Consider the following 21,742-nt stretch of genomic DNA (forward strand, 5'->3'; position numbering starts at 1 on the left):
GGGTCGGGTCGGACGGGTAAGGGGCGGGTGGGCTATTGGCTGACCGTCAGGGCGCGGCGCTGCTCGACGGCGCGCTCGACGTCCTCGTCCAGCAGGTCCGTGTTGATGGCGAACGCGGCGGCCGAGCCCATGCCCGCGGCGGCGATGACCTGCGCGCGCGGGTCGATGACGTTGCCGGCGGCCCACACGCCGGGAACGCTGGTGCGGCCGGTACGGTCGGTGGCGACCCAGCCGTTGTCGTCCTTGGCGCAGCCCAGCCGGGTCAGTAGCTCGTCGCGGGGGACCATGCGGGGAAAGACGAAGGCGGCGGTCCGGGGGACAACGAGGCCGCCGGCGATTTCCACGCCGCGCAGCCGGCCCCCGTCGACGACGAGCTGCTTGATCTCGCCCTCGACGATGCGCACGCCACGCGCCTCCAACCGATCCCGATCCTGAGGCGTCACGTCCAGCGTGTGCGCGAAGAAGACGACATCGTCGCTCCACTGCCGCACCAGCAGGGCCTGGTGCACTGCCCCCGGGTGGGTGCCAAGAACGGCCAGGGGTTGTTCGCGCACCTCATAGGCGTGGCAGTACGGGCAGTGGAGCAGATCCTTACCCCACCGCTCGCGCAGGCCGGGAATGTCGGGCAGTTCGTCCCGCAGTCCCGTCGCGACCAGGATGCGGCGGGCTGTGAGCACCGGCCCGCCCACCATGCGGACGTAGTAGCCGTGGTCGATCTGGTCCACCCGCCCCGCTATGAGCCGGACGCCGTACCGGGCGATCTCGGCGCGGCCGAGTTCCAGCAGGGCGGCGGGGGGCAGGCCGTCGCGGGAGAGGAAGCCGTGCATGTGCGAGGCGGGCGCGTTGCGCGGCTCGCCGACGTCGACCACCGCGACCTCGCGGCGGGCACGCCCGAGGAGTAGGGCGGCGTTCAGGCCGGCCGCACCGGCACCGACAACCACCACGTCATAGGCCCCGCCGTGGTCAGCACGCTGGTCGTTGAGCTGGTCGTTCCTTGCGTTGATCATGACGATCACCTCCGGGCTCGATGGTGCGCACCCGGCCCTGAACCGACAACTTTTGTTGCCATTTCTGGAACACGCGAGGTGAGATGGGGGCATGGACAAGCAGTCAACGATCGCCACTGCCCTGGCCCAGGTGGGCCCTCGCCTCAGACGCATCCGCGCCCGGCGCAACGTGACTCTGTCCGCGTTGGCGGAGGCCACCGGCATCTCCAAGAGCACGTTGTCGCGCCTGGAGTCGGGCCAGCGCCGCCCGAGCCTGGAGCTGCTACTGCCGATCGCGCAGGCCCATCAGGTGCCGCTGGACGAGCTGGTCGGGGCGCCGGAGGTCGGCGATCCGCGGATCCGCTGCACGCCCCGCATCCGCAACGGCCGCACGGTGGTCCCCCTGACCACCCAACCAGGTCCGCTGCAGGCCTGGAAGTCAGTCATTCCGGCCGAGCAGAACCGGCCCGAGCTGTGCACGCACGAGGGCTACGAGTGGCTGTACGTCCTGTCCGGACGTCTGCGGCTCATCGTGGCGAACCACGACCTGGTCATGGAGCCGGGCGAGGCGGCCGAGTTCGACACCCGCCTGCCGCACTGGTTCGGCACCACGGGCGAATCCCCAGTGGAGGTCCTCAACCTGTTCGGCCGCCAGGGGGAACGCATGCACGTACGCGCCAGGCCCCGCTCCCGCGGGGAGGTTGCCTCCTGACCGGCAGCCCCACGCCAGTGGCGGCACCCGGATCAGCCGCCGAGACAGCGACGTAGGTGGCCTGCCCTGGAGAGGCACCGAGCAACGGCTGCTCAAACCCTTTCCTGGTCGAGCACCTCAGCCGGACACGGCATTCGCGCGAGATGGATCGGCAGACCCACCCGGCAGCGCGCTCGTGCGGCCACCCGCCAAACCGGGCCGGCGTTCGGCAGGGACCCACCCGCGCGACCTTCTGCTTCAGCCGGCGCGCCAGCAGTCGCGGATGAACGTGTCATCCCGATGTCCCCCATGGCCAGGTAGAGCGCGGGGCGCGGGCCGCTGTCCCGTGCTCGACGTCCGTCACAACGACTAGCACTCCACGACTTCGAGTGCTAAAACGATCAGTGGTGTCGCAGGCTCACGACCGTCGCCGGTGCCGGCGGTCCTACGTCGCTCAGCGGCTCGTCGATGGTGGGTGAGGAGGGTGTTGATGTCGTTCGCGATCACGATGCTGCCCGCTTTCACCGGGCACCGATGGGTGTGCGTCGAGGGCCCTGTCGACGCGTCGTCGGCGGCCGATGTGCGGGCCGTTGTGGCTACCGCGCTGGCCATGCCGGCCCGTCGACTGACGATCGACCTGCGCCAGGCGCAGGTCGACGCCGCGGGCTGGGCCCTCGTTGCCGAGCTGATGTCGGCAGCAACCGAGAAGGGCGTCGAGGTGCGCCTACTCGATGCCGGGTGGGCCGATCGGAGCGGCCGGCAGGCATCGGTCGCGGATGCGCGACCGACGCCACGACCGGTGCCCACACTGGTGGCCGGCTGACGGCGCGCCCGCGACCGAGCGCGAGTCAACGGGTCGGGAAGACACGCAGACTCGACGCTCGGCCGCCGCCCGTCGGGCGGTCGTGAACTGGGCGTACGTGCCGGGCCGGGCGAACCGGGTGCTGGCTGGCTGTCAGTCGTCGATTGCCTGGTAGAGCGTGGTCCAGAAGTCGTGGATGAGCCGCGCCGGATCCGGGACGGACATCCCGACCTGGGTGAGCAGGATTCCGGTGAGCTGCTTGGCCGGGTCGGCGTAGGTCGCGGTGCCGCTTCCGCCGTCCCAGCCGAACTGACCCACGGAGGCGTAGTCACCGCGGTAGGTGCGCACCGCCATGCCGAAGCCCCAGCCGCCGTGCTGCCCTTGGCCGTGCGAGATGTGGACATTGTTGCGGGCCATGGCGTCTCGGGTGGCCTGTTGCTCGGGCGTGAGGCGGTTGGTGGTCATGAGCTCGACCGCGGGCCGGGACAGGATCCGTTCGCTGCCGTGCCTGCCGTGATTGAGCAGCATCTGGAAGTAGGCGTGGTAGTCGTCGGCGGTGGAGACCAGCCCACCGCCGCCGCCCGGGAACGCCGGAGGCTGGCTGTGGCGTCCGCCTTCGGCCTCGTCCCACACGTGGAACTCGCCGGTCCGCGGGTCGGGGGCGTAGAGGGGCGGCAGCCGGTCGATCTTGTCAGCGGGCACGTGAAAGCCGGTGTCGGCCATCCCCAGCGGGTCGAAGATACGTTCCCGCAGGAACGTCTCGAACGGCTGGCCGGTGACCCTGGCGACGAGCACGCCGAGCAGGTCGTTGCTGATGTGGTACTGCCACTGTTCTCCGGGCTGGTGCATCAGCGGAAGCGCGCCGAGGCGACGCAACCACTCATCCGGCTCGGGCATCGGCTCCGGCAGGTTGGGCGTGAGTCCCTGCTCGAAGATCGCGTTCATGATCGGCGTGCCCAGTGCGGTCATGTCCATGCCGAGCCCGAACGTGGAGGTCAACAGGTCCCGCACGGTGATCGGCCGCCGCGCCGGGACGGTGTCGTCCAGCGGGCCGTCGACGCGCGTCAACACCCGCCGGTCGGCCAGTTCGGGTAGCCACTGCTGCACCGGGTCGTCCAGCCGCAGCCGGCACTCGTCGAGCAGGACCATCGCCGCCGCGACCGAGACCGGCTTGGACGTCGAGGCCATCCGGAAGATCGTGTCCCGGCGCATCGGCGGGCCACCGTCGTGGCGCATCGTCCCGACCGCTTCGACGTGCGTCTGGCCGCCCCGGCTGACCAGGGCGACGAGCCCGGGAATCCTGCCGGACTCGACATGCCGCGTCAGCACGTCGCGCAGCGTGCGTAGCCCTGCTGCGGAGAAGCCGCTGTTGCTCTGTCCCACCGTGGATCTCCTTGCGCATAGTGTTCGATGGTTCTAAGGGGTCTGGTACGACTTCTCCGTGCCTGCGCGTGGATCGCGCCGGCCCTTTGGGACGGACGGCCGCATCGTCGGCGACGACCGACAGGATCTCGATCGCAGGTGGTGCCGGCCGGGCGGTCCTGGGTCTGCTCCCTCAGAGGCTGCGGGCGGTGACGTCGCCGTGGGAGGTGGTGGCGCGGATGTCGAGTTCGGCCGTGCCATCGTTCTTGAGGGCGTTGCTGATGCGGCCGTGGCCGGTGCCGGCGTCCAGGGCGGCCGAGACGCCCGCGGCGGCGGCAACCGAGATGTCGCCGAACTCGGTGCGGAGCACGACCGTGCCGCGCGCGGCCTCGGCGATCCGGATGTCGCCCCTGGCGGTGCTGATCTCCGCAGGGCCGTTGAGCCGGCCCACCTCGACGTCGCCGTCGATCGCGGTGAGGCGCACGCTCGCGGCCTCGTCGATCTTGATCTGGCGGTACGCGCCGTCGAAGGCGACGTCGCCAAGGCGGCCGACGCCGCGGAACTCGGCGCTGGCGGTCCTGGCCTCGACGCGGGAGCCAGCTGGCAGCTGCACGGTGACCTCCAGGGATCCCGAAGCGCCGAAGAGCCGGTTCTGGGGCTCCGGGCTGTGGATCCGCAGCACGCCGTCGGCATAGGCGACGGTGGTCTGCTCGGCGGTCTTGGTGTCGCGGCTCTTCGACGGGTCGGCGGGCAGGATCTCGACGGTCGTGTCGGCGCGGTCCGCGGCGATGAACTGGACGCGTCCGGCGGGGATGTCCAGGATGGCGGAGATCGGGGCGGGGGTGTCGAACTTCTGCATTGCGCTCTCCCGTGCTCACGTGTCGTTTCTGATATGCGAAACGCTACGTTGCTTTCCAAATCCAGGCAACAACCTCGTTGCATGGACCGCGTGTTTAAGCAGGTGAGTGGCGCAATATCGTTGCAACTGACTTGCCGATAACGCAACGTTAGCCATCCCGGCCATTGCAATGAATGGAGATGAACGCTATGGTCTGGCAGATCAGGGACCGCCACGGAGGATCACCGAGGAGACAACGATGCCGGGAGGCAGGCTCACCCTGCAGGAACGCCAGCAGATCGCGCTGGGGCTGGCCGACAGCCTCCCCTACGCCGAGATCGCCCGACGCCTCGACCGTCCCACCTCGACGGTCACCCGTGAGGTGATGCGCAACGGCGGCCCCACCGCCTACCGCGCCGACCTCGCCCACCGCGCCACCGAACGCCGCGCCCACCGGCGCGGTCCCGCCTCCTCCCGTGCGTCGGGGCCAAGCCCTCAGCCACACGGACGCGACGCCGAGGCCGTGGCCGAATACGAGGAGACGCTCACCACCGCCCTCATGGCCTCGGGCCTGCCCAAGATGACGGCCCGGGTGCTGACCTGCCTGTTCACCACCGACGCGGGCAGCCTCACCGCGTCCCAACTCGCCCAGCGTCTCCAGGTCAGCCCGGCGTCCATCTCCAAAGCGATCGCCTTCCTGGAGGGCCAGAGCCTCGTCCGCCGGGAACGCGACGAACGCCGCCGCGACCGCTACGTCGTCGACGACGAGCTCTTCTACCAGGCGACGATCGCCAGCGCCCGATCCAACGACCAACTCGTCGAGACCGCCCGCCAAGGCGTCGCCGTCCTCGGCCCCCACACCCCCGCCGCCACCCGCCTGGAGAACATCGCCCGCTTCCTCGACTTCATCAGCGAGAGCATCACCCGCGCCGCCGAACAGGCCCGCGAAGTCCTCCACACCAGACCCGGGACAACCGCACACCAAACTGCCCAACCAGGCCCAGACCACGGATAGACAGCGGCCTCGATCCTCGCAGCCAGGAAGCGGGAAGCCGGGTCTGCGGACCGGACGATGCTCGGCCTGACGCACCGGGCGTCGCGGCTGGCGAGGAGGGTGCCGTGATGACCGCGACGCCGAACGACGGGACCCCAGGGAACCGAAGGCTGATCAGCCGGCCGAGGCGATCAGCGGATTCGCCGCGTGGCTCGTCTGCGCTGCTGACGGGTCGGCCCGTCGCTCCGCCCGTCCTGGAATACCCCGAAATTCGAGTGAGACAGGGACATGTCCCCTGCCATGATGGTGATCATGGGTGTGTACGGCGAAGCTCCCGCCCGGCTCGGTGAGACTCGGTTGTCTGACGGACGGCTACTCGGGTGGGCCGAGTGGGGGCCGCCGGACGGCGTGCCGGTGTTGCTGTGTCCGGGTGCCGCCACGAGCCGCTGGCTGGGCTTCGGCACCGACGTCGTCGAGGCGCTCGGAGTGCGTCTTGTCTCCACGGACCGCCCGGGGCTCGGCGTCTCGACCCCTGCGCCCGGTCGGACCTTCTCCGACTTCGCCGACGACATCCGCCAGCTTGCCGCGCTGCGCGGGCTGGGCCGCCCGCCCGTGGTCGGGAACTCGCAGGGGGCGCCATTCGCGCTTGCCTGCGCTGAGCAGGGTGTCGCCTCCGCGCTGGCTGTCGTCTCCGGCGCGGATGAGATAGCCGCTCCGGAGTTCGCCACCGCCCTGGCCGCGGACCTGCGGGAACTCGTCGACAGGACAGCGACCGACCCGGCCGGCGCCGAGGAGTTCTTCGCGGGCCTCGGCCCGGATGCGATGTGGGGCATGGTGATGAGCGGGAGCCCCGAATGCGACCTGGCCGTGTACCAGGATCCCCAATTCGCGGCGGCCTACCGCCGAGCTTTGCAGGAGGGTTTCGCTCAGGGCGCGGCCGGCTATGCCCGCGATACGGTTCTCGCCATGGGCCGGTGGCCACTCGATCTCGCGAGGATCACTGTTCCCGTCGACATCTGGTACGGCGAGCGGGACACCAGCCACTCGCCTGACAACGGGGCGTTCCTCACCAGCCGCATTCCCGGCGCTCGTCGCCGTGTCGTGCCGGGGATTGGTGGCGCAGTGTTGTGGACACACGCCGAGCAGATCCTTACCTCTCTTCTCGAGAAGGCCGCTGTCGGCCGGTACTGACAGCTCGTGCCGCGTTCGCGGCGGCCGGTCGCCTGTTCCCGGGCAGGATCGCGGTGCTGCGGGTAGAGGCGGCTCCGGCGGGCCGCCTTCGTCATAGCCGCGCACCAGGGTTCCATCCCCCACTCACCACCCGGGACGCCCTGTCAGGGCGTTTCCCGTTCACTGGCGCGTACGAGGTGGAGACCGATGCCGTACCCGCGGGTGACGATGAGCGTGTAGGCGTCGAGCGGGGTTCCGTCGGCGCCGTACGCGACGCCGGTGACGGCGAGGGCGGGTTCGTCCGGCGAACCGTTGCAAAGCCGAGCGGTCGTGGCGTCCAACGCGGTTGGCTCGACACGCTGGAGGCTCTCCCTGGCCCGGTAGCCGACCGCCTCCATCGCGTCACCGATGGTCGGGCAGCGGTCGAGCAGGGTGGCGTCCATACGGTCCGCCACGTGCGGTGGAAGGATGTCGATGGCGACGCCGTAGACCCTGCCGTCGCGGACCCGGGTGCCCTGGAAGCGGACGGCCGGGCTGCCGACCGGTATGCGCAGCTGTGCGGCGAGCGCCGCGTCCGCGGTGACCGACCGCCGTGAGCGGTGCAGCTCGTGCACGTGGTGGGCCTCGTCGTCGAGGTCGTCGAGGAAGCCGGTGTAGACCGGCCCGGAGCGTGGTGACAGCGGCTCGATCGGCAGCTCCGCGCACACATAGGTGCCGGAGCCACGCTGGCTGACGACGTATCCGGCTTGCCGGAGATCCGCGATGGCCTGGCGGATCGTGCTGCGGCTCGCGCCGAAGGCGGCGGCGAGTTCCTCCTCGCCGGGCAACCGGGCGGCCGGTTGGTAGGTGCCGGCGAGGATCCGTGCCTTGAGCGACATGGCGATGCGGATGTAGAGCGGCCGGTCCGGCCCTGGTGGGCGTACCACTGCTGGATCCCGTTCAGACTGCCGCGAGCGCGTCGCGGATGCGGGACTTCGTCGCGCTGTCCGCGTAGGAAGCCCGCAGTGCGGCCAACTGCATGTCAAGCAGCGTTTCTCGGCCTACGCCGTGCACCCGGTGCGCGAGCTGCAACTCCTGCGTCAACGTGGTCCGGAAGTACGCGGGATCGTCGGTGTTGAGCGTCACGACCAGGCCGGCGTCCAGCAGCGCGGTGAGCGGGTGTTGCTCGACGCCGTCGACCAGCTTCAGTCGCGTGTTCGAGGTGACCGCGACCTCGAGTGGGATCCGGTGGGTCGCGAGGTGCTCGACGAGTGCGGGATCCTCCAGGCAGCGGATGCCGTGGCCGATACGCGCGGCCCCCAGCGCGCGCACCGCGCCCCAGATGCTGTCTGGTCCCACCGTCTCGCCGGCGTGCGGCAGGGCGGCGAGCCCGTTGGCCCTGGCGCGGGCGAATGACGACGCGAACAGCTCCGGTGGGAAGCCGTCCTCCACGCCGCCCAGTCCGAGCCCGACCACGCCGTCGGGAGCCTGCGACCCGAGCAGGAACCCGACCGTGAACTCGGATGCCGGGTCCTCCGACTCCCGCGAGATGTCGCACACCCAGCCCAGCTCCACGCCGAACTCGTCCCTCGCCCGCCGGCGACCCTCGTCCAGGCCGTCACGGTATTCCTCCAGCGCCACGCCGCGTCGATGGTGATTGATCGGCGTGGTGGTGACCTCCGCGTACCGGACGTTCTGCTCGGCCAACTCGGCGGCGAGCGCGACCACCGCGTCGGTGAAGTCGTCGGCGGTACGCAGCACCGACAGCCCCGCGAAGAACAAGGCGGCGAAGTCGCCGAAGTTGTTGAAGGTGTACCGCTCGGCCAGCTCTTCGGCCGAGGTGGCACCGACGTCGACGCCGTTGCGCTTGGCGAGCTGGAACAGCGTGGCCGGCCGCAGCGACCCCTCCAGGTGCAGGTGCAGCTCCACCTTGGGCAGTGCCGCTATCCACGTCGCAACATCACCTTCATGCGTCACATGTACGGTGTACCACACAAGTCGATCGGCTACAGCGCGGGCTGGTCGTGCTGTTGGGCTGGCGGACTCGGCGGGGCCAGGCGCTCCTGCGACCGGGCGGTCGGACCCGCCTGGCGACGGTGGGGCTCAGCACGGTGGTGAGCTTCGACGCGCAGGCGCGGGAGACACCTGTCTCTGTTGCGACGTCCGCGACCGGGCGTGTGCGACACACCTCGACAAGCCTGCGTCCACCTTCGGCCGAGTGGGCGCGTCGCGGTGCGTCACCGGTGACCCCCCGGAGCCACATCACGGGCTGGTTGCCTGCTGGCACTCCGGCGCTCCGCCCGGCGCTTGGCATCCTCATGCGCCTGACGCAGGAGGCGGGCTGCCAACTCGTGCGTGCTGGCACCCGGGTTGATGATCGACACCCAACCTTGCGCGCGATACACCGGGTGCGGGAGGACGACATCGGTGGCGGTGTAGTCCCACGCTGTCGACTCGGCCCGAGGGCTCTCACCCGTGAGCTCGGCGAACGCGTCCCTGCCGACGTGAATGTTCAACCGCCAACGATCGGGACGGTCGAGGTCGCACAAGACATCGTCGGGGTAGTTCTTCGTGATGACGGTGGCGTAGGGCTGCTCACGCTGTGGCACCTGGCCATCGGGCGCGTAGTAGAAGAAGTGGTCGCCCCAGGCGATCTCCGGGAACGCGCCGCCCTCGGTGGGGGCAAGTTCGAGTACCCCGTCGAACGCTCGGATGGTCTCGAGAAGTCGCTCCATACTCATGGTTCAAGCATGTACTTGAAGTGCTAGTGGAGGGTTCGGATGAACCGAGGGGGCGAAGCGCCACCCATGAACACCGCAGCCGTCGCGGCGGCGTCGGGCTACTCCGCCCAGCAGGTGCGTGACCTGGAGGCACTGGGCGTGATCCCCGCTGCGGCCAGGTCACCCAACGGGTACCGACAGTTCTCCGCAGCGCACGTCCGCGCCCTTCGCGCGTATCGCCACCTCGCTCATGCCGTGGGTCCTGTCGAGGCGCGACGGGCGATGCGAGAGGTTCACCGGCAGCCGCCCGACCGGGCAGCGGCGCTGGTCTGCGGGTTGCACGCCGGGCTCAACCACGAACGGGAGCAGGCGCTCGCGGCACGTCTCGCGCTGGAGGCCATCCGAGCCGAAGCGACCACGGAGGCAGCGCCCGTCGACGGCGACTCCATGACCATCACGGAGCTGTCCCAGGCCCTCGGAGTCAAGACGTCCACACTCCGCTTCTGGGAGCAGGTCGGGTTGGTAGCGTCTGAGCGGGTCACCACGCGATCGGGGACGGCTCGGCGTTACACCCTCACCGCCATCCGGGAAGCACGCATCACCGCAGCCCTGCGAGCCGGTGGCTACCGCATTCCAGACGTACAGAACGCGATCACAGCGGTCCGGGACCTCAACGAGGTGAGCCACTCGGTCGCCGCGCTCGACACGCGGCTGGAGGCGATCGCCCAGCGCGCACTCGCTCTCCTGCGCGCGGGAACTCTGTTGGCAGAGATCATCGAGTCAGCCCGGCAGCGTGACGAGACGGGCGGCGATTTCGCTTGATCCGCGTCAGGAACGTCCTGCCTGCTCGCCACCACCTGCGGGAGATGACGCCCGCCGTGACCGACGACGGCGTATCCGCGAGCCATCCGGCGCTGCGATGGTGGCCACGACGGTGACGGCGGCGTCGTAGGCCGGGGTCGTTGCCGGTACTCGACGACAGTGGCGAGCACGTGTTCGTGCGTCCGCCGGCACGAGGGCGCACACGCCTCGGCGGATCAGCCTGGTTTGATCACAACATGGGTACCGACACGGCGGTGGAGCAGGCGTGGCACCGGATCGAGGATTGGCTGTCGCGGTTTGCCCCCCGATTCCGCGCGGAGCTGAACCCGCCGGCAACGGCAGCGGAGATCGACACTGTCGCGACCGCCCTTGGTGTGGCGCTTCCAGCCGACCTCCGGATCTGGTGGGGGCTGTCCAACGGAGTCCGGCACGGTCTCGGCCTGCCAAGTGGAACTCTGATCCCTGACTCATCGAGTCCATACCCCGCGTCCATGGCGCTGGAGCGCTGGCGGATGCACCTGCGGGTCCAACAGGAGGTCTGTCCACCGGGCATGCGTGAGGAGATGGAACGGTTCGTGGCCGGCCAGAACACCCAGCCCGCAGGCACCCTGCTACCCCAGTTGTACTGGCTCCCCCGATGGCTGCCCATCGCCGGCGACGGGGGCGGGGGCGGCCTGTTCATGGACCTGCGCGAGGGTCCGCGGCACGGATGCCTGGTGGAGTTCTCCCGGCACCACCAAGGCACGACACCGCGGTGGGAGTCCGTGACGCAGCTATGGGTAGAGGTCGCGGAGGAACTGGAAGCCATCGATATCGACCTGCTCCGCGCTGACCGCATCGGCGACCTGGAGATCGACGGCTGGACGCCCCCCAATTCCTGAAGGGGACGCGCAAAGGCTGCTCGGCGGAGCCTCGCGACCGACGAGGATCACTCACGCAAACCGGACCACTTCCGTGGCTGGCGGGCTGAGCTGGGTGGCCAGCCCTGGGGCACGGCCGTGGAAGAGCTTTCCTCGCATCCGGCCCCGCGATCACCACCGGGTACTGGTCCGGTTCCGCCAGCCTGTCGATGGTGTTGTGCAACGATGCAGGACGTGGGAACTGCGAAGACTGCCATGCCTGCTATCTCGCCGCTTGCCGGCGAGCCAATCAAACCTGCCGACGCCGAGCGGCTCGCCGGAGTGCTGAAGGCATTCGCCGACCCGGCACGACTGCGACTGCTCAGTCTGATCCAGTCCGCCCCGCAGGGCGAGGCGTCCGTCAGTGACCTCACCGCGCCGCTTGGCCTCTCCCAGCCGACCGTGAGCCATCACCTTCGAATCCTCACCGAGGCCGGCCTGATCGAGCGCGAGAAGCGCGGCGTCTGGGCCTACTATCGCCTGGTGCCGTCCGCGATCACGGCGATAGCGGACCTGTTGACGCCGCCACGCAAACGGGCGACGAGGAAGTCCCGCTGACCGGCACGGCCGACAACCGCGCCCCCGCGAAGACGGGCAGGATCACCGACACGCCCCACCGCCGACCCTGCTGCGTGCCGCGGACGGGCTCACCAGTTGAGCGAAACCTTCGGGCGTCCGGCCGTCACGCGAGTGGTCATGTCGATGAGCGGGGACGTCATCGTTGAACGCGGCCGTGTGCCGCGAGGGTGGCGAGTGCGCGCAGTGTCACGGCGCCGCGCCACTCCACGCGCTGCCCCGGGGACCAGTCGAGCCAGTCGAACATCCAACCGCCGTCCTCGAGCTGCTCCTCCTCCAGCCGGTCCAGCTCTGCCTGGATGTGCTCCTCGGTGAACAGGGCCCGGCTGCGCAGGCTCGGGCGCGGTGAGAGCACGAGAGCGGTGAGGCGCTCGTCCTCGGTGCCACCAGGAACGGCAATCGTGCCATCGGCGCCGATCTTGGGCCGGAGCGACTCGATCGCCGCGCGGGCGCGGTGCTCGTCCGGTTCGTGATCGAGGAAGTCGAGGGCGAACTTGACCCAGTACGCGTCGAGCTCGTCAGGACGATCGACCCGGGACCAGCACCAGGACCTCGCGGCATCGAGCCAGGGGGTCCGCACGCCGGCCCGGGTCAGCACGGACACGAACCCGAACGTGATGAACGAACCCTCTGAGTTGGGCGTCATCCACGGTGCGTGCGGATGGTCGGCCGCACTGGGCAGGACGAAGGGCAGGGCCCCGTCGGCGCGGGCGTTACGGGCCGCCCAACTCGCAGCCTGAGTGACCATGGGATCCTCCAGGGCGCCGACTTCGGCGAGCACCTCCAGGGCGTGCAGCGTGGCAGTCGGCTGGCTCGCGGGATCCCGGACGTCGGGTTCCAGGGCATGACCGAAGCCGTGGTCGGGGTTCTGATAGGCGCGCAACGCCGTGAGGACCGGTCCCACCGCAGCGTCGTGGAGCAGTACCGCGAGCCGGTGCCTGTCCAGAAGGCGAGCGGTGTTGTGGATGAACTGTTCTGCAGCAGTGATGTCGACGGGCACGGCGCCCACGCTAGGCGGACGCGCCGCCGAGTGCTTCCAGAAATCGGACGGGTGTCATGCCTGTGAGCCGCCTCACCTCGTCGTTCATGTGCGCCTGACTGGCATAGCCCGCCAAGAGCGCTCTGCCCGACAGGTCAGACGCGTGCAGGCGCACGAACCGGCGGAGCCGGCCGACACGCGCCAGCATCTTGGGCCCGTACCCCACCGCCGCCACCGTGCGCCGGTGCAGCTGCCGTTCGCTGACACCCAGCTCCGCTGCCACCGCCGCGACCCGAGCGCGCGGACGAGCCAGACACCGTGCCGCCGCCTGCACCAGCGCATCGGGCACAGCGCCGCGAGAGGACACCGCCTCGAGCAGGTGACGACCCCGGAACTCGGCAGGCGACATGTCCAGCGTCTCGCAAAGCCGCAAGGCCTGCCGACCCCACAGGTCGGCGGCATCGACCTGGCGGTCGCGCAGCTCCGCGGCGTGCCAACCCAGCACGGCACCCGCAGCTGCGGGACGCAGCCGAACCCCCGCCACCACGGCGCCCGCCGGCAAGTCCACCAGCCGCGGACCAGTATCAGCACCCGCGACCACCAAGTCCCCGTCACCAAGCCAGATCAGGTCGAGACAACCGTCAGGCACCACCAGCTGAGCATGCCGACGACCGACGCGCTGCTCCCACACACACGCCACCAACGAGGCCACCGGCCCAGAAACCACGTCCTCCCGGTACTGCGAAGTCACAACCACACCCTACGGAATCGGCTGCCGGGCAGCGCCGGCGAATGGCAGCGGACGTCTGGACCCACTTGGTCCGTGCCGGCGAGCCGGCCGCCCCGCTCGTCGCCGGCCCCGCACACCCGGCGGCAGCGGCTCCTGTGTCAGACCTACAGCCGCGGCAAGGATCAGACCGCTGGCCCCGGTCGGCTAGCGCTCGCACGGCCGGAGCCCTTGCGTACTTAATCCTGGATATGTAGTGTCCAGATATGCGGATGAGCGAAGGCGTGGAATGGGCCCTACACAGCTGCCTCAACCTGACCTGGCTGCCGGGAGGGCACGCCGTTCCCGTAGCGAAGCTCGCCGAGTTCTACGGCCTTCCCGCGGCCTACCTCAACAAACAACTCCAGGCCCTCGCCCGCGCGGGCATCATGACTTCGACGCCCGGCCCGCGCGGCGGCTTCCAACTAGCCCGCAGCCCGGAGCGCATCACGTTGCTCGACGTGGTGGTGGCGATCGAGGGACCGGATGAGGCGTTCCGCTGCGAGCAACTGCTCCGGCGGGGGCCGGGCGCCGATCCCGAGGTCGACTACCGCCAGGCGTGCCTGGTCTCGCAGGCGATGCGGCGGGCTGATCTGGCCTGGCGGCGGGAGCTGGCGGGGCAGACACTGGCGGACTTGAAGGCAGAGGTGGAACGGCGATACCCGGACACGCCGAGCAACACGGCGAACCGGTTCGCCGCGCTTCGCGCCTGACGCGCCGCAAAGCCCTTCCTGCGCGACCACCGACGGGCTGACCGGTCCCGCCCTGCGCGCCGCAACGACCGACGGGCTACGCACCGCCGTCTTCGTCGCGGCAGCCGCATCCGCATCACCGCGCTGGTCGCCCTGAATTTCAGCCCCGCCCACCGCCGCACCGCCACGGACACCGGCGCCGCGGTCACGCACGTCGCCGCCCGAACCGACAAGAGCGGTCACGCACGTCGCCGCCCGAACCGACAAGAGCGGTCACGCACATGGCCGTCCGAACCGACAAGAGCGGTCACGCACATGGCCGCCCGAACCGACAAGAGCGGTCACGCACATGGCCGCCCGAACCGACAAGAGCGGTCACGCACATGGCCGCCCGAACCGACAAGAGAAGGAACACCGATGAACGCCCTGCACGGTTTGCGCTCCATCATCCGCGGTCAGGTCTGGCTGCCCGGCGAGCCCGACTTCGACGCCGCCCGCCGACCGTGGAACCTCGCCGTCGAGCAGCCGGTCGACGCCGTGGTCGAGGCCGCCGACGCCGCCGACGTCACCGCGCTCGTCCGTCACGCCCGCGCTGCCGGGCTGAGCATCACCACCCAATCCAACGGACACGGCGCCAGCGGCCGTACCGCCGGAACGATCCTGCTGCGCACCCGACGCCTGGACACCCTCCAGATCGACCCCGCAGCCCGCCGGGCCCGCGTCGGCGCCGGTGTGTCGTCCGGTCGGGTCCAGGCCGCCGCCGCAGCGCACGGCCTGACCGGCCTGCCCGGCAGTTCGCCGGTGGTCAGCGTCGCCGGCGTCGCGCTCGGCGGCGGCCTGAGCTGGTTCGGCCGCGCACACGGCTGGGTCGCCGACAGCGTCACGGCGTTCGACATCGTCGACGCCGAAGGCCGCGAACGACACATCACCGCCGACACCGAACCAGACCTGTTCTGGGCGCTGCGCGGTGGCGGCGGCAGCTTCGCCATCGTCACCGCCCTGGAACTCGCCCTGCACCACGCGCCCAGCCTGTACGGGGGCCGGATGCTGTGGCCCGCCCAGCACGGCCCGGCGGTGATGGACGCCTACCGCACGATCACCGCCACCGCGCCGGACGCGCTGACCGTCTGGCTGGACCTGTTGCACTTCCCCGGCGCCGCACCGATGGTCGCCGTGGACGCCACCTATCTCGGCCAACCGGCCGAGGCACGCGACCTGCTGGCCCCGCTGGACCGCCTGCCCTCGCCACTGTCCGACAGCCGGCAGCCCATGTCGGTGGCCGAACTCGGCGCCATCACCGCGGAACCGACCGACCCGAGCGCCGGGCTCTCGCACACCGAACTGCTGACCGCGCTGGACGACGCAGCAGCCAAGACGTTACTGGAGGAGCCGATCGAACCGCTGCTCAGCCTGCAACTGCGGCACCTGGGCGGCGCGCTGGCCCGCCGGTCGGACAGCCCGCACGGCCCGCTCACCGAGCCGTACGCCCTGTACATGCTCGGGCTGCCCACCGACCCGGCCCGGGCCGAAGCCGTCACCGCGAAACAACGCGCCCTCGCCGACGCGCTACCCACGAGCGGCCGCAAACCTCTCACCTTCCTCAGCCCGACCGAGAGCGTCGCCGACGCGTTTGCCCCCGACGTACTGAGCCGCCTCCGCGATATCAAGCGCCGCCACGACCCGCACCACATGTTTCGCGCCAACTTCCCGGTCGAGGCCTGAGGCGGGAGCGCAGATTCACGGCTTGCCAGGCGGCCAAGGCCGCAACACAGGTGACGGACGAGGTCACCTTCGAGGCGAGCGACTGCATGGATTGTCGCGCTCGACCTGAGCGATGTCCTTTCCGGACAGGATGCCAGTCCTGTCCGGAAAGGACCGGGTCACGGTAGGTAGGACGAAGACCGCTGCGCGGCTTTCGCAGCTCGCGGCGGCGGAGCCGAGGATCGCTCGAGGCGGAATTCCTGGCACTTGCCACCGTCGCTAGGTAAGTCTAGGCTTACCGTTCGTGGACGCTAACGGATGGGACGCTCTGGGCGCGCTCGGTGATCCCACCAGGCGCGCGATCTTCGAGCTGCTGGCCCGGCGCCCGCGGTCCGTCGGCGAGCTGGCCCAACATTTACCGATCAGTCGGCCGGCGGTGTCCCAACACCTGCGGGTGCTCAAGGACGGGGGTCTGGTCGTCGACCACGCCGACGGCACCCGTCGCATCTACCGCCTCAACCCGGATGGGCTGGCGGCCATGCGGGCGTACCTGGACCGAGTCTGGGACGAAGCGCTCACCGCCTACCAGAAGGCCGTCGAGACCGATCCCGAATCCGAACAGGAGCAGTAATGGACAGGACATCCGCGATCCCCGCGATCCGCCGGACCATCACCGTCGGCGCCCCCGTCGAGCGGGCCTTCCGCGTGTTCACCGAGTCCCTCGACAGTTGGTGGCCCGCCGGGTACCACATCGGCCGGGCGGACCTCGCCGAGGCGGTGCTGGAGCAGGGCGAGGGCGGGCGGTGGTACGAGCGCGGCACCGACGGCAGCGAATGCGACTGGGGCCGCGTGCTCGTCTGGGAGCCCCCGCACCGGCTCGTCCTGACCTGGCAGATCACCGGCGAGTGGCAGTACGACCCGGACGCCGCACGCGCCAGCGAGATCGAGGTACGGTTTCGCGCCTCCGGGCCCCACGAGACCGTCGTCGAATTCGAACACCGCCACCTCGACCGGCTCCCCCAGGGCCGGGCGATGCACGACGCGGTCGGCGGTGACGGCGGCTGGACCGGCGTCCTCGAACGGTTCGCCACGGCGGCGGCGAGCGGCGCCTGAGGGCGCTCGGCCTCGCCTCGGCGGACGCGGGCGGCGTCGGTCGGGCCGCCCGGCCGGCCGTTTGCCGCGCCGGCACCCGGGTAGACGCCGCTATCCGTCGCAGAGAAAGGCCCCGAGGTGGACAACAGCGAGTTCATCGGCTCGGTGGCGAGACGCTTGCGCACGTCGCCCGAGCAGGCCACCGCCATCACGCGCGCCACGCTCACGACCCTGGCCGAGCGGATCGACGGGGGCGAGGCACGTGACCTCTCCGCCCGGCTTCCCGACGAGCTGCGGGCCTACGCGTTCGCGCCCCGCGACAAGGCTCAGCGCTTCGGGATCGACGTGTTCGTCCAACAGGTCAGCGGACGCGCCGAGGTGGACGGCACGACGGCGAAGGCCGGCATGCGGGCGGTGTTCGACACCCTCCGCGAGGCCATCCCGCCCGGCGACTACGACGACGTCATCACCCATCTCCCGGCGGAGTTCTGGGAGCTCACGGACTCGGCGGGGCGATACGACGGGAAGCGCGGCGGTTAGCCGGCCGAGCCGGGTCGGTGCGCCTCGCGGATGACGCTGAGCCGCCGGGGCGGCTGGTCCTTCCACCAGGCGAGGCGGACGGCGGGTGCGGTCAGCCGGCGAGCTTCGCCGCCAGCTCGCGTACCACGTCGACCAGCAGGTCGATGTCGCCCTCGGTGGTGCGCCAGTTGACGATCGCCGGCCGCAGCGCCACCCGCCCGTCGTACAGCGTGGTGCCGGCGAAGACCCGGCCGTCGGCCAGCAGCGCGGCGCCCAGCCGCCGGTTGAGGTCGTCGAGGGTGCCCTCGGGCGCGCCCGGCGGGCGGGCGCGGAAGCAGACGATGTTCAGCGGCACGTCGGCGAGCCGCTCCAGCTCGGGCGCCTCGTCGACCAGCCGGGCCAACCGCTGCGCCAGGTCGAGGTGCCGCTCGACCATGGCCCGGTGCCCGTCCCGGCCGTACGCGGCCAGGGTCGCCCAGATCGGCAGCGACCGGGCCCGGCGCGACGACTCCGGGCCGAGCAGTGCGTAGTCCGGCCCGCCGGCCGGCGCCGGCAACGCGCTGTTCTCCCCCGGCAGGTACGCCGCGCCGGGCATGCCGAACGCCGCCGGCAGCCGCGCCGGGTCCCTCAGGAACGCGAAGCCGCTCTCGTAGGGCACGTTGAGCCACTTGTGGCCGTCCCCGGCGATCGAGTCCGCCCGCTCGATCCCGGCGACCAGGTGCCGGGTGCGCGGGGACAGTGCGGCGAAGATGCCGAACGCGCCGTCGACGTGCAGCCAGGCCCCGTGCCGCTCGGCGATGTCGGCCAGGTCCGCCACCGGGTCGAAGTCACCGGCGTTCACCTCGCCCGCGCTGGCGATCAGCACCGCCGGCGCGTCGAGCTCGGCGAGCCGGCGCTCCAGCGCGGCCAGGTCGACCCGGCCCACGCCGTCGCGGGCGAAGACCTCGACCGCCTCCCGGCCGTGCCCGAGCAGTTGCAGCGCCTTGCGGTCGCTGGCGTGCACGTACCCGCCGGAGAGGACCGGCATCCGCGGCAGCCCGGCCAGCCCTCGCGCGGCCACGTCGACCCCGTGCCGCCCGGCCCACCAGTGCGTGGCCGCGGCGAGCCCGGTGACGTTGGCGAAGGTCGCGCTGGCGACCAGCGCGCCGCCGAACTCCCCCGGCAGGCCGAACAGCTCCCGCAGCCAGGCCAGCGCGATCGTCTCCGCCTCCGCGGCGAACTGGGACGACGCACGGAACGCGGCGTTCTGGTCCAGCAGCGCGGCGGTCCAGTCCCCGGCCAGCGCCGCCGGGGTCACGCCGCCGATGATGAAGTGGAAGAACCGGGGACCCGCCGAATGGGTGGCGGCGGTCGTACCGACGCGCAGCAGCCGGCGCACCGCTGCGGCGGCGCCCTCGCCCCGCTCCGGCAGCCCACCGTCGCCGCCCGGTTGCCACAGCTCGCGCAGCAGCGGCTCGGTGCCCCTGTCGTGCACCAACCGCTCCGCCAGCGAGGACAGGTAGGGACCGGCGGCCTCGTACACCTCGCGCAGCACGGCCTCGGCGTCGCCGTCGCGCAGCGGATCCGTCACGGTGGTGGCCTCCTCACCGGTCGTCGCCCGGCGCGGCCCGCCCGCGCCGCTGCGCACCTCGGGCGGCCCTCACCCTGCCACCCGGAACCGCGCAGCGCGCCGACCAATTCCGGTGCGGTGGCCCGGCCTCGACGGGGTGCGATCCGGAACCGGGTTGTCGCGCGACCGTCACCGGACGGGTCGTCGGGCAGGTGCCGGTCGGAACTCTCAGGACCAGGAAACCGGTTGTTGGAGACTTCGCAGCCGGGCGGTCGAGGGTGTTCCGCGATCCCCCCGGCGAGGGAGGGTCCTGCCCCCGCGTGGGTGATCACCGTGCTGGGGCGGTTGGGAAGACTACCGACCATGATGATCAAAAAGCTTGTGCGCATGGTCCTGCACACCGCTCCGGCCAGCAGCGACACCGAGCGGCCCGTCCCGCGCTGGGTGCTGCGACTCGCCTACGCGATGCCGTTGCTCCTGCTGCCCTCCTGCCTGTGGCGGCTGCCCTTCGCCTTCCATTTCGAGATGGGGCAGCAGGGCGAGCCCGGCTTACCCGGTTACTGGGTGAGCGTTCCGTATGTGTTCGGGCTGAGCGTGGTGTCGGAGCTGATCGCCTTCCTGTGCATCGGGCTGGTACGCCGCTGGGGTGAGGTCGCGCCCGCCTGGATCCCGTTCATCGGCGGCAGGCCGGTCCGGCCCCTCGCGGCGGTCATCCCCGCGGTGCTCGGCGGGCTGGCCCTCACCGTACTGTTCGGTTCCGTACCGGTCGGCGACGGCCAAACCCTCACCGTTTTCGGCGTGGGCGAGGACACCTCCTACGTCAACGGCTGGTGGAAGGCCCTCGCGATGGTCTGCACCGCCCCGATCCGCGTGTGGGGGCCGGTCGTTCTCGTGCTCGCCGCCGCCTACCACCTGCGCCGCCGACCCGTCAGGACCGGCCCGACCCCGGCGCCCGCGAACGCATGACCTCCGCGACGAGACCGCCGGCCGCCCGGTCACCGCTGCCAGCGGACGACCCCACCGACCACCGTGAGCGCCACCGTGAGGTCGCGCAGCCCCGCCGGCTCGACCTGGTACGGGTCGACGGGCAGCGCGATGAAGTCCGCGAGCATCCCGGGGCGCAGCCGCCCCTTCAGGTGCTCCTCGTAGGAGGCGTACGCCCCGGCGACGGTGAAACCGTGCAGCGCCGCGTCGAGGTCGACCCGCTCGTGCGGGTCCACGCCACCGGGCGGGGTGCCGTCGGGCTGCTGCCGGGTGACGGCGGCGTGGATGCCGTAGAACGGGTCCGGGTCCTCCACCGGGGCGTCCGAGCCGAACGCCACCGTCGCGCCCGCGTCCAGCAGGCTGCGCCAGGCGTACGAGGCGAGGTCCCGCCCGGCGAGCATGCTGGTGGTCAGGGGAATGTCGCTGGTGCAGTGCGTCGGCTGCATCGAGGCGATCACCCCCAGCCGGGCGAGCAGCGGCACGTCCGCCGGCCGCAGGTGCTGGGTGTGCTCGATGCGGTGCCGCAGCCGCCGTACCGCCCCGGCCACGGTCGGGTCGGTGCCGGCCCGCTCCTGCCAGCGGGCGTACGCCCGCAGCACCATCTGGTTGGCCGCGTCGCCGATCGCGTGCGCGGCGACCGCGATGCCGGCCCCGGCGGCCTTCGCCACCAGCCGCTCGAACTCCTCCGCCGGGGTGACCGCGATGCCGTGGTTGTCCGGCTCGCCGTCGTACGGCTCGGTCATCAGGCAGGTGTGCGAGCCGAGCGCACCGTCGGTGAAGATCTTCACCGGTCCGGTACGCAGCCAGCGGTCCCCGTCGCCGGTCGCCCAGCCCCGGTCGATGGCCTCGTCCAACGCGGTCGACGGGATCGACTTGTGCACCCGCAGCGGCAGCTCGCCCCGGGCGTACAGGGTCTCGAACGCCGCCCGGCAGTCCAGCCCGTCGAGGTCGTGGATGCTGGTGAGGCCGACGGCCAGCAGCCGGGGCAGGTGGGTGCGCAACTGCTCGACGAGGTCGCCGGAGGCGGGGGTGCGCATGACGTCGTAGGCCGCGTCGCCGGCCGCCTCCCGCAGGATGCCGGTCGGCTCGCCGCGCTCGTCGCGGGCGATCTGCCCGCCGACCGGGTCGGGGGTGCCGGCGTCGATGCCGAGCCGGCGCAGGGCGGCGGTGTTGACCCAGGTGGTGTGCCCGTCGATGCTCGGCAGCACGGCGGGGCGGTCCGGGCAGACACGGTCCAGGTCGGCCCGACCCGGCTGCACCGGCCGGGCCCACTTGTGGCTGTCCCAGCCGCCGCCGAAGAGCCACGCGTCCGGCGGCAGGGTGGCGGCGTGCCGCCCGATCCGCGCCAGTGCCTCGTCGAGGCTGGTGGTGCCGCGCAGGTCCACCTGCTCCAGGCCCCGGACGTAGAGCGCCGAGTGGATGTGGCTGTCGATCAGGCCCGGCAGCACGGCCATCCCACCGAGGTCGACCCGGCGCGCCCCGCCGCCGGCACGGTCCCGGCACTCGTCGAGGGCGCCGACCGCGACGATCCGCTCGCCGCGCACGAGCATCGCCTCGGCGAAGGGACGAGCGGGGTCGAGGGTGTGGATGCGGGCGTTCTCGAAAACCGTACCGGTCATGG

The 21,742-nt window shown here is 71.2% G+C and carries 23 protein-coding genes; 13 read left to right on the forward strand and 10 right to left on the reverse strand.

Features of this window, described 5'->3' with window-relative positions:
* Positions 1–32: 32 nt before the first annotated feature.
* Positions 33–1,007: an NAD(P)/FAD-dependent oxidoreductase gene (locus tag ACSNOB_RS23120; RefSeq protein ID WP_436688538.1), complete on the reverse strand. Its 975-nt coding sequence runs from the start codon at positions 1,005–1,007 to the stop codon at positions 33–35.
* 91 nt (positions 1,008–1,098) lie between these two features.
* On the opposite strand from ACSNOB_RS23120, the gene ACSNOB_RS23125 reads away from it, so the two are divergent.
* Together ACSNOB_RS23125 and ACSNOB_RS23130 are read left to right on the forward strand one after the other, a co-directional pair.
* The gene (locus tag ACSNOB_RS23125) at positions 1,099–1,698 is read left to right on the forward strand and encodes a helix-turn-helix domain-containing protein (RefSeq protein WP_436688539.1); all 600 of its coding nucleotides are present in this window, start codon (positions 1,099–1,101) and stop codon (positions 1,696–1,698) included.
* Between the two features lie 469 nt (positions 1,699–2,167).
* Complete coding sequence (locus ACSNOB_RS23130; protein ID WP_436688540.1) at positions 2,168–2,500, forward strand: STAS domain-containing protein; 333 nt, start codon at positions 2,168–2,170, stop codon at positions 2,498–2,500.
* A gap of 132 nt (positions 2,501–2,632) precedes the next feature.
* Here ACSNOB_RS23130 and ACSNOB_RS23135 read toward each other — a convergent pair whose 3' ends face one another.
* Together ACSNOB_RS23135 and ACSNOB_RS23140 are read right to left on the reverse strand one after the other, a co-directional pair.
* Entirely contained in the window at positions 2,633–3,862 is a 1,230-nt protein-coding gene (locus tag ACSNOB_RS23135) for a serine hydrolase domain-containing protein (RefSeq protein WP_436688541.1), read from the reverse strand.
* A 172-nt stretch (positions 3,863–4,034) separates the two neighbouring features.
* A complete protein-coding gene (locus tag ACSNOB_RS23140; protein ID WP_436688542.1) occupies positions 4,035–4,700 on the reverse strand; it encodes a DUF4097 family beta strand repeat-containing protein in 666 nt (221 codons plus the stop codon).
* A gap of 238 nt (positions 4,701–4,938) precedes the next feature.
* Here ACSNOB_RS23140 and ACSNOB_RS23145 point away from each other — a divergent pair, with 238 nt between their 5' ends.
* Together ACSNOB_RS23145 and ACSNOB_RS23150 are read left to right on the forward strand one after the other, a co-directional pair.
* Positions 4,939–5,694, forward strand: coding sequence for a helix-turn-helix domain-containing protein (locus ACSNOB_RS23145; protein WP_436688543.1), 756 nt, complete (start codon positions 4,939–4,941; stop codon positions 5,692–5,694).
* A gap of 297 nt (positions 5,695–5,991) precedes the next feature.
* A complete protein-coding gene (locus ACSNOB_RS23150) occupies positions 5,992–6,864 on the forward strand; it encodes an alpha/beta fold hydrolase (protein ID WP_436688563.1) in 873 nt (290 codons plus the stop codon).
* A gap of 143 nt (positions 6,865–7,007) precedes the next feature.
* Here ACSNOB_RS23150 and ACSNOB_RS23155 read toward each other — a convergent pair whose 3' ends face one another.
* The 3 genes from ACSNOB_RS23155 to ACSNOB_RS23165 form a co-directional block, all read right to left on the reverse strand.
* Positions 7,008–7,769 (reverse strand): GntR family transcriptional regulator, encoded by a 762-nt coding sequence (locus tag ACSNOB_RS23155; RefSeq protein WP_436688544.1) that lies wholly within the window; start codon positions 7,767–7,769, stop codon positions 7,008–7,010.
* A gap of 13 nt (positions 7,770–7,782) precedes the next feature.
* Positions 7,783–8,799 (reverse strand): adenosine deaminase, encoded by a 1,017-nt coding sequence (add, locus tag ACSNOB_RS23160; protein WP_436688545.1) that lies wholly within the window; start codon positions 8,797–8,799, stop codon positions 7,783–7,785.
* A 260-nt stretch (positions 8,800–9,059) separates the two neighbouring features.
* Positions 9,060–9,563 carry a DUF6194 family protein gene (locus ACSNOB_RS23165; protein ID WP_436688546.1) on the reverse strand — a complete coding sequence of 168 codons (504 nt, stop codon included), beginning with the start codon at positions 9,561–9,563 and terminating at the stop codon, positions 9,060–9,062.
* A 66-nt stretch (positions 9,564–9,629) separates the two neighbouring features.
* Between ACSNOB_RS23165 and ACSNOB_RS23170 the strand changes: the two genes are divergently transcribed.
* The 3 genes from ACSNOB_RS23170 (at position 9,630) to ACSNOB_RS23180 (ending at position 11,821) form a co-directional block, all read left to right on the forward strand.
* Positions 9,630–10,364, forward strand: coding sequence for a MerR family transcriptional regulator (locus ACSNOB_RS23170; protein ID WP_436688547.1), 735 nt, complete (start codon positions 9,630–9,632; stop codon positions 10,362–10,364).
* Positions 10,365–10,600: 236 nt separating this feature from the next.
* Positions 10,601–11,245 (forward strand): SMI1/KNR4 family protein, encoded by a 645-nt coding sequence (locus ACSNOB_RS23175; protein ID WP_436688548.1) that lies wholly within the window; start codon positions 10,601–10,603, stop codon positions 11,243–11,245.
* A 204-nt stretch (positions 11,246–11,449) separates the two neighbouring features.
* Positions 11,450–11,821 (forward strand): ArsR/SmtB family transcription factor, encoded by a 372-nt coding sequence (locus tag ACSNOB_RS23180; protein WP_393106909.1) that lies wholly within the window; start codon positions 11,450–11,452, stop codon positions 11,819–11,821.
* Between the two features lie 157 nt (positions 11,822–11,978).
* Here the strand turns inward: ACSNOB_RS23180 and ACSNOB_RS23185 are convergent, their stop codons facing one another.
* Entirely contained in the window at positions 11,979–12,839 is an 861-nt protein-coding gene (locus tag ACSNOB_RS23185) for a hypothetical protein (RefSeq protein ID WP_436688549.1), read from the reverse strand.
* A gap of 10 nt (positions 12,840–12,849) precedes the next feature.
* Entirely contained in the window at positions 12,850–13,569 is a 720-nt protein-coding gene (locus tag ACSNOB_RS23190) for a DUF6597 domain-containing transcriptional factor (RefSeq protein ID WP_436688550.1), read from the reverse strand.
* A gap of 242 nt (positions 13,570–13,811) precedes the next feature.
* Here ACSNOB_RS23190 and ACSNOB_RS23195 point away from each other — a divergent pair, with 242 nt between their 5' ends.
* The 5 genes from ACSNOB_RS23195 (at position 13,812) to ACSNOB_RS23215 (ending at position 17,609) form a co-directional block, all read left to right on the forward strand.
* On the forward strand, positions 13,812–14,297 hold the full coding sequence (locus ACSNOB_RS23195; RefSeq protein WP_436688551.1) for an RrF2 family transcriptional regulator: 486 nt from the start codon (positions 13,812–13,814) through the stop codon (positions 14,295–14,297).
* A 396-nt stretch (positions 14,298–14,693) separates the two neighbouring features.
* The gene (locus tag ACSNOB_RS23200) at positions 14,694–15,998 is read left to right on the forward strand and encodes an FAD-binding oxidoreductase (RefSeq protein WP_436688552.1); all 1,305 of its coding nucleotides are present in this window, start codon (positions 14,694–14,696) and stop codon (positions 15,996–15,998) included.
* A 283-nt stretch (positions 15,999–16,281) separates the two neighbouring features.
* Positions 16,282–16,608, forward strand: coding sequence for an ArsR/SmtB family transcription factor (locus tag ACSNOB_RS23205; RefSeq protein ID WP_436688553.1), 327 nt, complete (start codon positions 16,282–16,284; stop codon positions 16,606–16,608).
* Positions 16,608–17,090, forward strand: coding sequence for an SRPBCC family protein (locus ACSNOB_RS23210; protein ID WP_436688554.1), 483 nt, complete (start codon positions 16,608–16,610; stop codon positions 17,088–17,090). The genes ACSNOB_RS23205 and ACSNOB_RS23210 overlap by 1 nt, the downstream gene beginning before the upstream one ends.
* 117 nt (positions 17,091–17,207) lie before the next feature.
* Positions 17,208–17,609, forward strand: a complete 402-nt coding sequence (locus tag ACSNOB_RS23215; protein ID WP_436688555.1) for a DUF2267 domain-containing protein — start codon at positions 17,208–17,210, stop codon at positions 17,607–17,609.
* 91 nt (positions 17,610–17,700) lie between these two features.
* Here the strand turns inward: ACSNOB_RS23215 and ACSNOB_RS23220 are convergent, their stop codons facing one another.
* The gene (locus tag ACSNOB_RS23220; protein WP_436688556.1) at positions 17,701–19,158 is read right to left on the reverse strand and encodes a pyridoxal phosphate-dependent decarboxylase family protein; all 1,458 of its coding nucleotides are present in this window, start codon (positions 19,156–19,158) and stop codon (positions 17,701–17,703) included.
* Positions 19,159–19,461: 303 nt separating this feature from the next.
* Between ACSNOB_RS23220 and ACSNOB_RS23225 the strand changes: the two genes are divergently transcribed.
* A complete protein-coding gene (locus ACSNOB_RS23225) occupies positions 19,462–20,103 on the forward strand; it encodes a hypothetical protein (protein WP_436688557.1) in 642 nt (213 codons plus the stop codon).
* Between the two features lie 29 nt (positions 20,104–20,132).
* Here ACSNOB_RS23225 and ACSNOB_RS23230 read toward each other — a convergent pair whose 3' ends face one another.
* A complete protein-coding gene (locus ACSNOB_RS23230) occupies positions 20,133–21,740 on the reverse strand; it encodes an amidohydrolase (RefSeq protein ID WP_436688558.1) in 1,608 nt (535 codons plus the stop codon).
* Positions 21,741–21,742: the final 2 nt, after the last annotated feature.

The organism is Micromonospora sp. URMC 106 (genome assembly GCF_051386395.1).
Lineage (GTDB): Bacteria > Actinomycetota > Actinomycetes > Mycobacteriales > Micromonosporaceae > Micromonospora.

What these genes read in the sequence shown, in the direction of transcription:
- ACSNOB_RS23200 (WP_436688552.1), top strand. Translation starts at nt 14,694, where the DNA reads ATGAACGCCCTGCACGGTTTGCGCTCCATCATCCGCGGTCAGGTCTGG.
- ACSNOB_RS23125 (WP_436688539.1), top strand. Translation starts at nt 1,099, where the DNA reads ATGGACAAGCAGTCAACGATCGCCACTGCCCTGGCCCAGGTGGGCCCT.
- ACSNOB_RS23170 (WP_436688547.1), top strand. Translation starts at nt 9,630, where the DNA reads ATGAACACCGCAGCCGTCGCGGCGGCGTCGGGCTACTCCGCCCAGCAG.
- ACSNOB_RS23145 (WP_436688543.1), top strand. Translation starts at nt 4,939, where the DNA reads ATGCCGGGAGGCAGGCTCACCCTGCAGGAACGCCAGCAGATCGCGCTG.
- ACSNOB_RS23165 (WP_436688546.1), bottom strand. Translation starts at nt 9,563, where the DNA reads ATGAGTATGGAGCGACTTCTCGAGACCATCCGAGCGTTCGACGGGGTA.
- ACSNOB_RS23195 (WP_436688551.1), top strand. Translation starts at nt 13,812, where the DNA reads ATGCGGATGAGCGAAGGCGTGGAATGGGCCCTACACAGCTGCCTCAAC.
- ACSNOB_RS23230 (WP_436688558.1), bottom strand. Translation starts at nt 21,740, where the DNA reads ATGACCGGTACGGTTTTCGAGAACGCCCGCATCCACACCCTCGACCCC.
- ACSNOB_RS23180 (WP_393106909.1), top strand. Translation starts at nt 11,450, where the DNA reads ATGCAGGACGTGGGAACTGCGAAGACTGCCATGCCTGCTATCTCGCCG.
- ACSNOB_RS23140 (WP_436688542.1), bottom strand. Translation starts at nt 4,700, where the DNA reads ATGCAGAAGTTCGACACCCCCGCCCCGATCTCCGCCATCCTGGACATC.
- ACSNOB_RS23120 (WP_436688538.1), bottom strand. Translation starts at nt 1,007, where the DNA reads ATGATCAACGCAAGGAACGACCAGCTCAACGACCAGCGTGCTGACCAC.
- ACSNOB_RS23210 (WP_436688554.1), top strand. Translation starts at nt 16,608, where the DNA reads ATGGACAGGACATCCGCGATCCCCGCGATCCGCCGGACCATCACCGTC.
- ACSNOB_RS23175 (WP_436688548.1), top strand. Translation starts at nt 10,601, where the DNA reads ATGGGTACCGACACGGCGGTGGAGCAGGCGTGGCACCGGATCGAGGAT.
- ACSNOB_RS23130 (WP_436688540.1), top strand. Translation starts at nt 2,168, where the DNA reads ATGTCGTTCGCGATCACGATGCTGCCCGCTTTCACCGGGCACCGATGG.